The 12,842-nt window shown below is 72.6% G+C and carries 10 protein-coding genes; 7 read left to right on the forward strand and 3 right to left on the reverse strand.

The window, feature by feature from the left end:
* Positions 1-50: 50 nt before the first annotated feature.
* On the reverse strand, positions 51-1,175 hold the full coding sequence (locus tag ACFY0D_RS04275; RefSeq protein WP_390796869.1) for an aminoglycoside phosphotransferase family protein: 1,125 nt from the start codon (positions 1,173-1,175) through the stop codon (positions 51-53).
* A 231-nt stretch (positions 1,176-1,406) separates the two neighbouring features.
* Between ACFY0D_RS04275 and ACFY0D_RS04280 the strand changes: the two genes are divergently transcribed.
* Positions 1,407-2,903: a hypothetical protein gene (locus ACFY0D_RS04280; RefSeq protein WP_390796870.1), complete on the forward strand. Its 1,497-nt coding sequence runs from the start codon at positions 1,407-1,409 to the stop codon at positions 2,901-2,903.
* 154 nt (positions 2,904-3,057) lie between these two features.
* Here the strand turns inward: ACFY0D_RS04280 and ACFY0D_RS04285 are convergent, their stop codons facing one another.
* The gene (locus ACFY0D_RS04285; protein ID WP_390796871.1) at positions 3,058-4,479 is read right to left on the reverse strand and encodes a PP2C family protein-serine/threonine phosphatase; all 1,422 of its coding nucleotides are present in this window, start codon (positions 4,477-4,479) and stop codon (positions 3,058-3,060) included.
* A 489-nt stretch (positions 4,480-4,968) separates the two neighbouring features.
* Between ACFY0D_RS04285 and ACFY0D_RS04290 the strand changes: the two genes are divergently transcribed.
* The 3 genes from ACFY0D_RS04290 to ACFY0D_RS04300 all read left to right on the forward strand — a co-directional run bounded on the left by ACFY0D_RS04290 (position 4,969) and on the right by ACFY0D_RS04300 (position 9,741).
* On the forward strand, positions 4,969-7,197 hold the full coding sequence (locus ACFY0D_RS04290) for a molybdopterin cofactor-binding domain-containing protein (protein ID WP_390796872.1): 2,229 nt from the start codon (positions 4,969-4,971) through the stop codon (positions 7,195-7,197).
* 21 nt (positions 7,198-7,218) lie between these two features.
* Positions 7,219-7,674, forward strand: coding sequence for a (2Fe-2S)-binding protein (locus ACFY0D_RS04295; protein ID WP_390796873.1), 456 nt, complete (start codon positions 7,219-7,221; stop codon positions 7,672-7,674).
* A 126-nt stretch (positions 7,675-7,800) separates the two neighbouring features.
* Complete coding sequence (locus tag ACFY0D_RS04300; protein WP_390796874.1) at positions 7,801-9,741, forward strand: APC family permease; 1,941 nt, start codon at positions 7,801-7,803, stop codon at positions 9,739-9,741.
* On the opposite strand, the gene ACFY0D_RS04305 is transcribed toward ACFY0D_RS04300, so the two are convergent.
* The gene (locus ACFY0D_RS04305; RefSeq protein ID WP_390796875.1) at positions 9,659-10,960 is read right to left on the reverse strand and encodes a helix-turn-helix domain-containing protein; all 1,302 of its coding nucleotides are present in this window, start codon (positions 10,958-10,960) and stop codon (positions 9,659-9,661) included. The genes ACFY0D_RS04300 and ACFY0D_RS04305 overlap by 83 nt on opposite strands.
* Before the next feature lie 128 nt (positions 10,961-11,088).
* Here ACFY0D_RS04305 and ACFY0D_RS04310 point away from each other — a divergent pair, with 128 nt between their 5' ends.
* The 3 genes from ACFY0D_RS04310 to ACFY0D_RS04320 all read left to right on the forward strand — a co-directional run bounded on the left by ACFY0D_RS04310 (position 11,089) and on the right by ACFY0D_RS04320 (position 12,715).
* Positions 11,089-11,652, forward strand: a complete 564-nt coding sequence (locus ACFY0D_RS04310) for a TetR family transcriptional regulator (protein WP_327387162.1) — start codon at positions 11,089-11,091, stop codon at positions 11,650-11,652.
* A gap of 56 nt (positions 11,653-11,708) precedes the next feature.
* A complete protein-coding gene (locus tag ACFY0D_RS04315; protein WP_390796876.1) occupies positions 11,709-12,329 on the forward strand; it encodes a DUF6461 domain-containing protein in 621 nt (206 codons plus the stop codon).
* A 143-nt stretch (positions 12,330-12,472) separates the two neighbouring features.
* Complete coding sequence (locus ACFY0D_RS04320) at positions 12,473-12,715, forward strand: helix-turn-helix domain-containing protein (protein ID WP_189742670.1); 243 nt, start codon at positions 12,473-12,475, stop codon at positions 12,713-12,715.
* Positions 12,716-12,842: the final 127 nt, after the last annotated feature.

The raw sequence follows: 12,842 nt of genomic DNA on the forward strand, positions 1-12,842 counted from the left end.
CGAAGTCCCGTGGCGGTGGGGGCCACGGGACTTCGCGTATCGGGGGACGGTCAGCGCGTGCCGACCGCCGCGCGGACCGCCCGGCGCGCCATCCCTGCATCGTCGTGCAGGCGGCGGAGCAGCAGCCGCTGCTCCTCACCGGAGGACAGGGCACCCACCGGCAGCGGCTGGGTCGGGGCGGTCGCCAGCATCGAGCGCTGCACCGCCGTCTCGGACATCCGGATCTCCCGGGTCAGGACCAGCATCAGATTGACCAGGAAGGCGTCCCGCGCCGCCGGACCGGCCGACTGGGCGAGCCGGCTGATCTGGGCGCGGGCGGCCGGGGCGTCGCCCAGTACCGTCCACAGCGTGGCCAGGTCGTACCCCGGCAGGTACCAGCCCGCGTGCTCCCAGTCGAGCAGGACCGGACCGGCCGGCGACAGCAGCAGGTTCGACAGCAGGGCGTCGCCGTGGTTGAACTGCAGCGCCGTGCCCGACAGCTTCACACCGTGCAGCAGCTTCTGCAGGTCACCGAGGTCCCGATCGGTCAGCAGGCCCAACTCGTAGTCGCGGGCGATCCGCCGTGCGTAGTTCATCGGGGTGCCGAACAACTCCGTCGGCGGCCGCCACTGGTTGACCCGGCACACCGCGCCCAGGGCCGCCCGGAGGTCCACCCGCGGCGGCGGCTCCACCGGGTGCCGCTGCAGCGCCGCGACCCGGCCCGCCATCCGCTCCACCACCAGCGTGCAGTTCTCGGGGTCGGCGGCGATCAGCCGCGGCACCCGGACCGGCGGGCGGTGCCGGACGAAGGCCCGGTATGCCGCTATTTCGTGCCGGTAGCGCTCACGCCACTCGGGCGAGTGATCCAGTAAGACCTTCGCGACGGCGGTCATCCGTCCGGTGGTGCCGACCAGGAGGACCGAACGGCCGCTGCGCCGCAGTACCTGCACCGGGGCGAACTCCGGACAGATCCGCTGCACCGAGGCGAGCGCGGTGCGCAGCTGCGCCCCTTGCGGTCCCGAGAGGTCGATTCTTCCGCTGACGGGCAGTGACCCGGTGCCCGGCATCCGCCGCGCCCGGGCGGCGCCCTGCGCCGGGGCCGACGGGCGGCCGGGTTCGAGGTAGGGGCCGCCGCCAGCCGGGAGCGTGCGGTGCGGCCGGACCGGTGCGGACACGGAGGACGTTGCTGCGTACATGGTGATACGGATCCCTTCGTGCGCCGACGAGTTGCGTACGCCGCCCCGCCGGATCCCGTACTTCACCCTGGGGAGTTCCGCCGGTGAACCGGGTCGGGGAGGCGCATTCCTACCTGACACCGAGCGCAAGGTGGCGAACCATCGGGCGTGCCCTGGCGAAGCCTGGCGAATAGTCGCTGGGCATCTGACGGCGGGCTACTGTCAACTCAGCCGAGAACCTGGGGGCTTGACGTGAGCAAAGGTCCAAACACCCGCTTGAACGACCTGTTCGGCCTGGCCGGCTGGTCGAAGGGCGAACTGGCGAGGATGGTGAACAGGCAGGCGGCGGCCATGGGCCACCCCCAGCTGGCCACCGACACCTCGCGGGTGCGGCGCTGGATCGACATGGGGGAGGCCCCCCGCGAACCGGTGCCCACGGTACTGGCAGCACTGTTCACCGAGCGGCTCGGTCGTGTCGTGACCATCGAGGACCTCGGGTTCGTACGGCAGCGGCGCACCTCCAGACGGCAGCCGGACGGGGCTCGTGAGAACCCCGACGGGATGCCCTGGGCGCCCGAACGCACAGCCGCGGTCCTCACCGAATTCACGGGAATGGACCTCATGCTCAACCGTCGCGGTCTGATGGGCGCGGGAGCGGTGCTCACCGCCGGCTCCGCCCTCAGCAACGCCATGTACGACTGGCTGCACACCGACCCCGCCCGGGCCGAGGAGGCCCGGAACTTCGGGGAGTCCTTCCAGGCCGACCCAGCGGGCTACGACCGCTACGAGGCCGCTCCGATCGGTTCCCAGGAGATCGCGGCCCTGGAGCGATCCGTGGAGGTGTTCCGTGCCTGGGACGCCTCCAGAGGCGGCGGACTCCAGCGCAAGGCCGTCGTCGGCCAGCTCAACGAGGTCGGCGGCATGCTCGCCTACCACCACCCCGACCATCTCCAGCGGCGGCTCTGGGGGGTGGCGGCCAACCTGGCGGTCCTCGCCGGCTGGATGTCCCACGACGTGGGGCTCGAACCCACGGCGCAGAAGTACTTCGTCATCGCCGCGCACGCGGCCCGTGAGGGCGGCGACCGGCCGCGGGCGGGCGAGGCGCTGTCCCGCGCCGCCCGGCAGATGGTCCACCTGGGCAAGCCGAACGAGGCCCTGGACCTGATGAAGCTCGCCCAGTCCGGATCCGGCGAGCAGACCCTCCCGCGCACGCGCGCCATGCTGCACACCATCGAGGCCTGGGCGCAGGCGGCCATGGGCAAGGGCCAGGCCATGCGCCGTACCCTGGGCGAGGCGGAGGAGCTGTTCGTCTCCGACAAGGGCGATGTGCCACCGCCGAGCTGGATGCAGCATTTCGACGAGGCCGACCTGCACGGCATGCAGGCCCTCGCCTACCGGACCCTCGCGGACCACGACGCCGCCGCGGCGCCGATCGCCGCGCGCCACGCCAAGGAGGCCCTGCGGCTGCGCGGCGAGGGCTACCAGCGCTCGCAGATCTTCGACTACATCTCCATGGCCTCGGCCTGCTTCATTGCCGACGAGCCGGAGCAGGCCGACCGGTACGCGCGCCTCGCCCTGGTCTCGATGAACGAGACCTCCTCGCACCGGACCTGGGACCGGCTGCGGGAGATGTACCGGCTCACCGCCCAGTACTCCGGGTACGCGCGCATCGAGGACCTGCGCCAGGAGATCAAGCTGGCCCTCCCCGACAACCCGGCGCCGCGCGGCGCGCGCGGTACGGGGGTGTAGTCCCACGCCCCACGCCGGCCCCCGCACGCCGCGCACGAAGCCCCGTACGGAGACGAGAAAGGCCGCGCCTTCCGGCGCGGCCCTGAAGCCCTTACATCCTTGGCCCTACAGCCCTACAGCCCTACAGCCCTACGGCCCTGCGGTCCGGAGCCCGTTACCCGCCGATCCGGGCGACGAGCATGCAGGCGTCGTCCTCGCGCTCGCTCTCGCCGAACTCCTCGATCACGATCCGCACGCACTCCTGCGCCGACCGCGCCGCCGAGAACCGCGGCGCGAGCGCCAGCAGCCGCTCGGTCCCGTCCGCCCGGCTGAACTCGATGCTGCGCGGGGTGAGTCCGTCCGTGTGCAGGACCAGCAGGTCGCCCACTTCGAGGCGTTCCTCGGCCTGCCCGTACGAGGCTCCGGAGGTCGCGCCCAGCAGGACACCCTCCGGCGGCAGCAGGGAGCGCCCCGCCCCGCGGCGGAACAGCAGGGGTGCCGGGTGGCCCGCCTGCGCCCAGGAGAGGACGCGGCGCGCGGGATCGTAGCGGCAGCACACGGCCGATCCGAGCGCCGGCTGTACGGAGGTCTCCAGGAGCTGGTTGAGCCAGCCCATCAGCGGGCCGGGCTCGATGCCCGCCATGGCCATGCCGCGCAGGGCGCCCAGCATCATCGCCATCCCGGAGGTGGCGGTCACCCCGTGTCCGGTCAGGTCACCGACCGTCAGCATCGAGCAGCCGTCGGGGAGTTCGAGCGCGTCGTACCAGTCGCCGCCGATCAGTGCGCTGGTCGCGGAGGGCAGGTAGTGCGCGGCCACGTCGAGCGTGCCCGCGCTGCCGTACGGGAACCGCAGGGAGCCGCGCCACGGGGGGAGCACGGCTTCCTGCAGCTCGACCGCCAGCCGGCGCTCGGTCTGCGCGATCTCCCGCTGGCGCTGCAGCGAGTCACGTGACTCGCGCACCGCGCGCTGGCTCCGGCGCAGTTCACTCACGTCCCGCAGGACGGCCCACATCGAGGCCGTACAGCCGTCGGAGTCGAGTACCGGCTCGCCCCTCATGTGCAAGGTCCGGACCCGGCCGTCGGCCCGGACGATGCGGAACTCGCCGTCGATCGGTTTGCCGTCCACCAGGCAGGCGGTGACCCACGCGGTGAGCAGCGGCTGGTCCTCGGAGAAGAGGGTCGAGCCCAGTTCGTCGAGGGGGAGCGCGCCGGACTCGGGCGAGCGGCCGAAGATCTGGAACAGCTCGTCGGACCAACTCACCTCGTCGGTCAGCAGGTTCCACTCGGCGCTGCCGACGCGGGTCTGGGCCTCGGGCCCGGCCTCGGGCGCCGCCTGCGGCTGTCCGGCGGTCTCGGGCGCCGGCGGCAGGCCCTCCTTGAGCTGGTCGAGGTGCTCGCGGAGGTCGTCGAGGTGGTGGACGGCGAGATCGCACAGTGCGCGCTGCCAGCGGCCCTGGGCGTCGTCGTCGTCGACGACGGTGTCGCGGCGGACCGCGTCCACTTCCCCGCGCAGCCGCCGGGTCTGCGAGATCAGCGCGTCCACCGACCCCGGCTCGGGCGGCTGCGCGGGACGGTCCGCGAACAGGTGGGACGGCATGAGAACTCCGATACAGGCGCGGCACGGCCAAGTCTGAAGGAAGGACCGGTAACGACTGTTGCACAGGGCGCGACGGTGTGTAAGGCGTTTGGCAACATCCGCTACGTTCTTGCTTCTGGTATATGCCGTAGGCCTTACGACCCGTCCGCGGCGTGCGAACGAATCCGGTCAGCCGAACTCCGGGGCGCCGCAACGGCATCAGCCGGTGGGGGTCGATCCGGCGCGGGAACGGCGGCCGGAATCAGGCCATCCGGCGGCCGTCGCTCGATCGTACGGCCGAGATGTACGAGCCCGGCCCGCCGCGGGAATTGGGTAAGGAACAGATCAAGGCGGGCCACCGGGATACCCCCGAACGAGTGATGTCGCCGTGGATGACGCGGCGTGATCGGGGCTTCCCATCGGCTTGCCGGGTCGCTACCCTACGTGCCGGTAATAAACCGGGGGAGGTCTGCGCGGGCGGGCCCGCGCAGCGTGGGGACTCACAACGACATGACCGGGCAGAACGACGCCACGGGGCAGAGCCGCCGTTCCTTCCTCACCTACCTCGTGGCCGCGCCGACCCTGGCCCTGGTCACCCGGGCCGGCGCCGACGCGCTGGCCCCCCAGCCCGCCCACGCCGTGGTGCCCTCCCTGCCGGCCATCGCCGACCTGATCGACCTGGGCGACCTGTTCATCCTGGCCGGCGCACCCACCTCGGCCCTGCTGGCGCTCGCCGTCGAGGCGGACGGCACCATCCGCTTCCGGCTGCCGCGCGAGGAGGTCGGACAGGGCCTCACCACCGCCGTGGCCATGCTGGTCGCGGAGGAACTCGACGCGCCACTGGCCCACGTACGCGTCGAGTTGGACGACGCCCGGCCCGAGCTGCTCTTCAACCAGCTCACCGGATCCTCCAACTCCATCCGCTCCCTCTACGGGCCGGTCCGCCAGTGCGCCGCCACCGCCCGGGCCCGCCTCGTCGCCGCCGCCGCCCACCGCTGGAGCCTGGCCCCGGCCTCGCTGACCACCTCCGGCGGCACCGTCCGCGCCCCCGACGGCCGCACCGCCGACTACGGCGACCTCGCCGCGGCCGCCGCCGACCCCGCACTGATCGTCCTCGGCGCCACCCCCAAGAAGCGGGCCCGGCACACCCTCGTGGGCAGGCCGACCGGCCGCGTCGACGCCCGCGCCATGGTCACCGGCGCCCTGCAGTACACCCTCGACCTCGACGTGCCCGGCGCCAAGCCCTGCGTCGTGCGCCGCCCGCCCACCCTCGGCGGCACCGTCCGCACCGTCGCCAACCTCGCCGCCGTCCGGGCCATGCCCGGTGTGCTGCACGTGGTGACCGTCCCGACCGGGGTCGCCGTCGTCGCCGAGACCTTCGGGCAGGCCATCGACGCCAAGACCGCCCTCCAGGTCACCTGGGGCCCCGGACCCGCCGACCAGCTGTCCGACGACGGGATCCGCGCCAAGCTGCGCGCCGCCACCCCGCCGTTGCTGGTCCCGCCCCTGCTGACCCCGTACGTCGACGCCGAGTTCGACTTCGCCTTCGTCAGCCACGCCCCGATGGAGACCAACTCCGCCATCGCCGACGTGCGCGAGGACCGGGCCGAGATCTGGTCCGGCCTCAAGTCCCCGATCGTGGCGCGCGAGACCATCGCGGCCGATCTCGGCCTGCCGCTGTCCAAGGTCACCGTGCACGTGGTCCAGGCCGGCGGCTCCTTCGGCCGGCGGCTCTTCTTCGACGCGGCCCTGGAGGCGGCCCGCATCTCCAAGGCCTGCCGCCGCCCGGTCCGGCTCATGTGGACCCGCGTGGACGACACCCGGCACGGCCGGATGCGCCCCGCGACCCACCACAAGATCCGCGCCACCCACCTGCTGGGCGAGGTCCTCAGCTTCGAGCACCGCGTCGCCGCCGCCGAGACCGACTTCCGGCACGGCCTGGGCGAGATCATCACCGCCACCGCGGCCAGTCTGCCGCTGGGCATCGGCAACGCCACCCTCGCCCAGACCCTCTTCCTGACCACGGTGAAGTCCCCGTACCACTTCGGGCTCACCACCCAGGCCCTCACCGAGGTGCCCACCGGGATCCCCACGGCCTCCTGGCGCTCGGTCTACTCCGCCAACACGCGCGGAGCCGAGGAGATCGTGGTCGACGAACTCGCCGCGCGGACCGGCCGGGACCCGTACCGGTTCCGGCGCACCTTCCTGAAGACCGACGCCCAGCGCGCCGTACTCGACAAGGTGGCCCAGGAGGGGAACTGGGGACGGCCGATGGAGGCCGGCTGTGCGCAGGGCATCGCCTTCCACGAGGAGTACAAGTCCCGCACCGCGTGCCTCGTCGAGATCGACACCCGGGACCCCGACCACGTCCGCGTCACCAAGGCCGTCATCGCCGTGGACGTGGGCCTGCCGGTCAACCCGCGCGGACTGGAGGCCCAGATGATCGGCGGCCTCACCGACGCGATCTCCACCACCCTGCGCGCCGGGCTGCACCTCGACAAGGGGCTTCCGCTGGAGGGCAGCTACAGCCAGTTCCACTGGGCCAGGCAGCGCGACACCCCGCGCGACGTACGGGTCTTCGTGCTGCCGGCCACCGGCGAGGAGCCGGGTGGTGCGGGCGAGCTCGGCGTGCCCGCCGCCGTCGGCGCCATCGCCAACGCCTGGGCCAGGGCCACCGGTTCCAAACCGCGCAGCTTCCCCCTCGACTTCGACGTCGACTTCACCCCCTACCCCCGATAGTCCCGGATCCAGGAGTACGCAGTGCCCTCGCACACCTTCACCGTCAACGGGCGGAGCGTCACCGTGGACGCGCCCGACGACCTGCCCCTGCTGTGGGTGCTCCGCGACATGCTGGGCGTCCGCGGTCCCAAGTACGGCTGCGGGGTGGACGTCTGCAAGGCCTGCACCAGCCACCTGGACGGCGCCGACATCCGTCCCTGCATGGTGCCCGTCTCCGCGTGCGCCGGCCGAACGGTGACCACCATCGAGGGCCTGGCGAACGGGGACGACCTGCACCCGGTGCAGGAGGCCTGGCTCGAACAGGACGTCGCCCAGTGCGGCTTCTGCCAGCCCGGCCAGATCATGGCCGCCGTCGCCCTGCTGAAGCGCACGAGCGAGCCCACGGACGAGGACATCGACGCCATCGCCAACATCTGCCGCTGCGGCACCTACTTCCGCATCCGGGAGGCCATCCGCAGCGCGGCGCGCAAGATGTGAGCGTCCGCGGGATCCCCGGCCCGCTCCCGTGCCCGATCGGGCCGCGGCCGCCGGACCGAGGACCTCGCCGGGTGACACAAGCCGCAAAAGGGGTGATGCGTTGATGAAATGCACGATCATGCCCGAATGAGGCGCATCAATGTGAAACGCGTGCTGGTCGGCGAACCCCTCGACACCTCCCGACTGGGCGAGACCCTGCTGCCCAAAAGACTCGCCCTGCCGATCTTCTGCAGCGACCCGCTCTCCTCCGTGGCCTACGCCACCGAGGAGATCCTGCTGATCCTCGCCCTCGGCGGCGTCGCACTGCTGCACCTCACCTGGTACGCGGCCGCCGCCATCGTCTTCCTGCTCGTCGTCGTCGTCGCCTCGTACCGGCAGACCTGCCACGCCTACCCGGGCGGGGGCGGCGCCTACGTCGTCAGCTCGGAGAACCTCGGCCCGACCGCCGCGCTCACCGCCGCCAGCGCCCTGCTCGTCGACTACGTGATGACCGTCGCGGTCTCCGTCGTCTCCGGGGTCTCCGCCATCACCTCGGCCGTTCCCTCGCTCAGCGACCACGAAGTGGTCCTGTCCGTCGCCTTCGTGGTGCTGCTCACCCTCATGAACCTGCGCGGCGTAAGGGAATCGGGCCGCGTCTTCGCCATCCCCACCTACGGCTTCGTCCTCGTCATCTACCTGATGTTCGCCGTCGCCGCCGTACGGCTCGGGACCGGCGACACCATCCGCGCCGAGTCCGCCGAGCTCCCGATCACGCCGGTCGACACCTACACCGGACTCGCCCTGGTGTTCCTCACGATGCGCGCCTTCGCCTCCGGATGCACCGCCCTCACCGGCGTCGAGGCCATCAGCAACGGCGTCCCCGCCTTCCGCAAGCCCAAGGCGAAGAACGCCGCGACCACACTCGCCGCGATGGGCGCGCTCTCCGTGACGATGTTCGCCGGCATCACCGCGCTGGCCATGTCGTACCAGGTGCACGTCGCCGCCGACCCCACCGAACTGGGCCTGCCCCCGGGCACCGCGACCTCCACCGCCCTCGCCCAGATCGGCCGCGCCACCTTCGGCAGCTGGCACTTCCTCTTCTACCTGCTCCAGGCCGTCACCGCGGGCGTCCTGATCCTCGCCGCGAACACCGCCTTCAACGGCTTCCCGATGCTCGCCTCGATCCTGGCCAAGGACCGCTACGCGCCCCGCCAGCTCTTCAACCGCGGCGACCGGCTCGTGTACTCCAACGGCGTCGTACTCCTGGCACTCGCCGCCATCGCCCTCATCGTGGCCTTCGACGCCGAACTGACCCGCCTCATCCAGCTCTACATCATCGGCGTCTTCGTCTCCTTCACCCTCTCCCAGTCGGGCATGGTCCGGCACTGGAGGAAGACCCTCGCCTCACCCGCCACCCCGCGCGAGGAGCGGATCCACATCCACCGCAGGCTCGCCATCAACGCCGTCGGCGCCACCCTGACCGCCCTGGTCCTGGTCATCGTCCTGCTCACCAAGTTCACCCACGGCGCCTGGCTGGTGGTCATCGCCATGCCGCTGCTCTTCCTCGGCATGAAGGGCGTCCGCCGCCACTACGACCAGGTCGCCCGCCAGGTCGCCATCGCTCCCGACGCCACCCCGCGCAGGCCCGCCCGCCACCACGTCCTGGTCCTGGTCGCCGCCGTGCACGCCCCGACGCTCAAGGCCATCGGCTACGCGCAGGGGCTGCGCCCGGACACCCTGACGGCGGTCACCGTCGCGGCGGACGAGAAGGAGGCGACCGGGCTGCGCGAGGCGTGGGCCGAGCACGACACCGGCCTGCCGCTGAAGATCCTGCACTCGCCGTACCGGGAGGTGGTGGGCCCGATCCTGGCCCACGTCGAGGAACTGGCCGCCCGCTCCGGTACGGACATGCTGTCGGTGGTGATCCCCGAGTACGTGGTGGGTCACTGGTGGGAGCAGCCCCTGCACAACCAGAACGCCCTGCGGCTGAAGGCCCGGCTGCTCTTCACGCCGGGCGTCGCGGTGATCGACGTGCCGTACCTCCTGGAGTCCGCGAGGCCCGCGGATCCGGCGCGGCACGGCGGGTAGCGGGTTCCGCCTCGACGCGCTGCAGCACCGCCGAGTGCGCCAGCGCCAGCTCCACCACCTGCCGGGGGTCGGACAGGGAGCGGCCGGTGAGCTGTTCCAGGCGCCGCAGCCGGTTGGAGACGGTGTTGCGGTGGCAGTACAGCCGCTGCGCGGCGTCCGTGGTCGAGCCCCGGCAGGCCAGCCAGGTGCCCAGGGTGGTCAGGAGCGTCCGCCGGTCCTCCGCGGGCAGTGCGAGCACCGGACCGAGCACCACCTGGCGCAGCCGGCCGGCGAGCTCGGCCTGGGCCGCGACCAGCGCCGCCGGCAGCCGTTCGTCCAGCAGCGCGGTGCGCGGGCCCTCGGACTCGGGGGCGGTGCGCAGCGCGAGGGCGGCCAGCCGCCGTGCCCGGGCCAGCTCGGCCGGCGCCTCGACGACCGGACCGACCCCGGCCCGCACCCCGAGGGGCGCGAGCAGCTCCCGTACGGACTCCAGCGGATGGTGGCCCAGCTCCACCAGGCCGATCTCCCCGTCGGCGCGGATGCGCCACAGCACGCGCGGAGCGGAGGCGGTTCCGGGCTCCCCGGCCGGCGCGGCCGGCGCGACGGGGACGACCGGGATGCCGGGCGCGGCGGCGGCCAGCACGACCACCGTGAAACGGCCCCGCTCCGGCAGCCCCAGCTGCGCGGCGGCTGCTTCGGCGGCTTCGGCGGCTTCGGCGGCCGAGGCCGGCGGCCCGTCCGCGCCGTCGAGCAGCACGTCCAGCAGGGCCGCCCGGCGCTCCCGGTCCCGGTCCGCGTGCGCGGCCTCCGTCCTGCGGTAGGACTCGGTCATGGCGTCCGTCATCTGGTCCAGTACGTCCCACAATGCGGCCGCGCCGGGCAGCAGCCGGGGCAGCGCCGCCCGGTCGTGCGCGGTCACGGCCTCGGTGAGGCTCTGCCAGAGCAGCCGGCCGCCACGGCGGTAGGTGCGCAGCAGGGAGGTGAGCGGCAGCCCCTGCTCGGCCCGGAGCGTGCCGAGCGCCCGGGCGTCGGCGAGCTCCACCGGCAGGCCCCGGGAACTGCGCAGCAGCCCCTCGACGGCCTGGCGGAGGGTGTGGTGGATCCGCTCGCGCAGCTCGGCCCGGCCCAGCAGGGCTGCGTAGGCGGGGTCCTCGGCCAGCGTCCGGTCGGCGAGCCGGTCCGCCGCCACGGCGATCCGGCGGGACAGGTCCTCGCGTATCTCCTCGATGATCCGCTCCATGACGCGCAGCCTGACACGGGGAAGGGGGCGGTGGGGAGGGCCCGGACCGGGCACGTCCGCTACCGTGTGCGAATCACTGCACCTGCAGTGCTCACCCGATGTGCCCCACCACACCCAGGGACCCGCCCATGCGCCAGAACCCGCAGCGCCGTGCCGCACTGCTCGACGCCGCCATCGAAGTCCTGGCGCGCGAGGGCTCGCGCGGCCTGACCCTGCGCGCGGTGGACGCCGAGGCGGGCGTGCCCACGGGCACCGCCTCGAACTACTTCGCCAACCGGTCCCAGCTGCTCGTGCAGATCCTGCACCGCACCCGGGAACGGCTGGTCCCGGACCCGGCGGACCTCGCCGGCCCGCTGGACACCGAGGTCCTGCTCACCCGGCTCCTGGACCGCATGCGGCGCGAGCGCAGTGTGCACATCGCCATGCTGGAGCTGCGGCTGGAGGGCACCCGGCGCCCCGAACTCCAGGCGGAGCTCGCGTCCTTCCAGGGCCTGGAACTCGAGGCCAACATCAGGTGGCACCTGGACGCGGGGCTGCCCGGGGACCGGCAGGGCGTGGTCCTGATGTACCTGGCGATGCTCGGTCTGATCGTGGACGACCTGACCGCGCCCGCCATGCTGGAGGCGCACCCGGCGCACGGGCTCATTCGCACGATGGTCGAGCGCCTCCTCCCGGAGAAGCCCGCGGACTGACTATCGTGCCGGTGAACAAGCACCGGCGGGGTGGGGAAACCGTGGGGAGTGCGGACATGGCGGACATCGCAGAGGACGTGGCGGACGGGATACGGTGGCTGGCCCACTGGGACCAGTGGTTCGCCGGTCTGACCTTCGCCCGGGGGATAGCCCCCGACGAACTCGCCGCGCGGCTCGGCGCGCTCCCCGGGGTGCACCCCGGGCCGCTGGGCGCACTCGACGCCTGGAGCATGGTCACCGAGACCGCGGACGGCGACGGCGTGGCCCGGGTCGGCCGGTGGGGCGGCTGGTCCTTCGCCGTCGAACACGGTCTGCCGGCCGGAGCGGAACGGCTCGCCGAGGTCTCCCGGGGCGGCGTGGAGGCCGTCCACCTCGACCCGCAGCCCGACCACCCGCCCAAGCAGTTCGCGTACGCCCGGGACGGCGAGCTCGTGTGCTGCTTCGGCCTCGGCGAGGAATGCTGGCGCGGCGGCCACCGGCCGGACTTCCTGCTCCCGGAGCTGATCGCGGCCGGCATCCTCACCCCGGACGGCGCGTGCGCCCGCCCGGCCGGCGAACCGGACGCGGACCGCGACCGCCACACCCTCGCCGTCGTGGAACGCCGCTTCGGGCTGTCCCTGCCGCGCCACCTGATCGCGGACACCCCGCTCCCGGCGTACGTGACCTGCACGCGCTAGCGGTCCGGGCCAGGGCCGGCGCGGTCCGGGGCGCCGGGATGCGGTGATCTTATGCTCAGGTTTACGCGAGTCCGCTGGTTTTGCGCCCGGTGAGCCACTTTGATGGGTTTGCCAGGCCTCGTACCGGAGCAGGGGGACTAGTCATGGGCACCGACCACAGTCAGAAGGACAGCACACCCACCCTGATCGGCTCCGTGCAGCGCGCACTGCGCCTCCTGGAAGCGATGTCCGCGGAGGGCGGGGTGACGGCCAAGCGGCTCGCCCGGCTCACCGGCATCCCCCTGCCGACCGTCTATCACCTGCTGCGCACCCTCACCCACGAGGGCTACGTGCAGCGCGAGGGAGGGTCGTTCCGCCTCGCAGACGATCTTCCGCTCGCTTCGTGATCAAATAGCGACGCGTTCCGGCCAAGGTCTCGCACCCTTCCTGGCATGTTCCAGCGGAAAATGCCAGAACACCCTTTCGTGCACGGGAACTTGAGTAAGTTCCCTCCTGTCGCGCCGTACGACCGTG

Origin of the sequence: Streptomyces sp. NPDC001502 (assembly GCF_042894785.1) — a bacterium.
GTDB lineage: Bacteria > Actinomycetota > Actinomycetes > Streptomycetales > Streptomycetaceae > Streptomyces > Streptomyces kutzneri.

Excerpts from the sequence above, each read along its gene's own strand:
- ACFY0D_RS04275 (WP_390796869.1), bottom strand. The coding sequence starts at position 1,175 with ATGTACGCAGCAACGTCCTCCGTGTCCGCACCGGTCCGGCCGCACCGC.
- ACFY0D_RS04290 (WP_390796872.1), top strand. The coding sequence starts at position 4,969 with ATGACCGGGCAGAACGACGCCACGGGGCAGAGCCGCCGTTCCTTCCTC.
- ACFY0D_RS04285 (WP_390796871.1), bottom strand. The coding sequence starts at position 4,479 with ATGCCGTCCCACCTGTTCGCGGACCGTCCCGCGCAGCCGCCCGAGCCG.
- ACFY0D_RS04310 (WP_327387162.1), top strand. The coding sequence starts at position 11,089 with ATGCGCCAGAACCCGCAGCGCCGTGCCGCACTGCTCGACGCCGCCATC.
- ACFY0D_RS04300 (WP_390796874.1), top strand. The coding sequence starts at position 7,801 with ATGAGGCGCATCAATGTGAAACGCGTGCTGGTCGGCGAACCCCTCGAC.
- ACFY0D_RS04305 (WP_390796875.1), bottom strand. The coding sequence starts at position 10,960 with ATGGAGCGGATCATCGAGGAGATACGCGAGGACCTGTCCCGCCGGATC.
- ACFY0D_RS04315 (WP_390796876.1), top strand. The coding sequence starts at position 11,709 with ATGGCGGACATCGCAGAGGACGTGGCGGACGGGATACGGTGGCTGGCC.
- ACFY0D_RS04320 (WP_189742670.1), top strand. The coding sequence starts at position 12,473 with ATGGGCACCGACCACAGTCAGAAGGACAGCACACCCACCCTGATCGGC.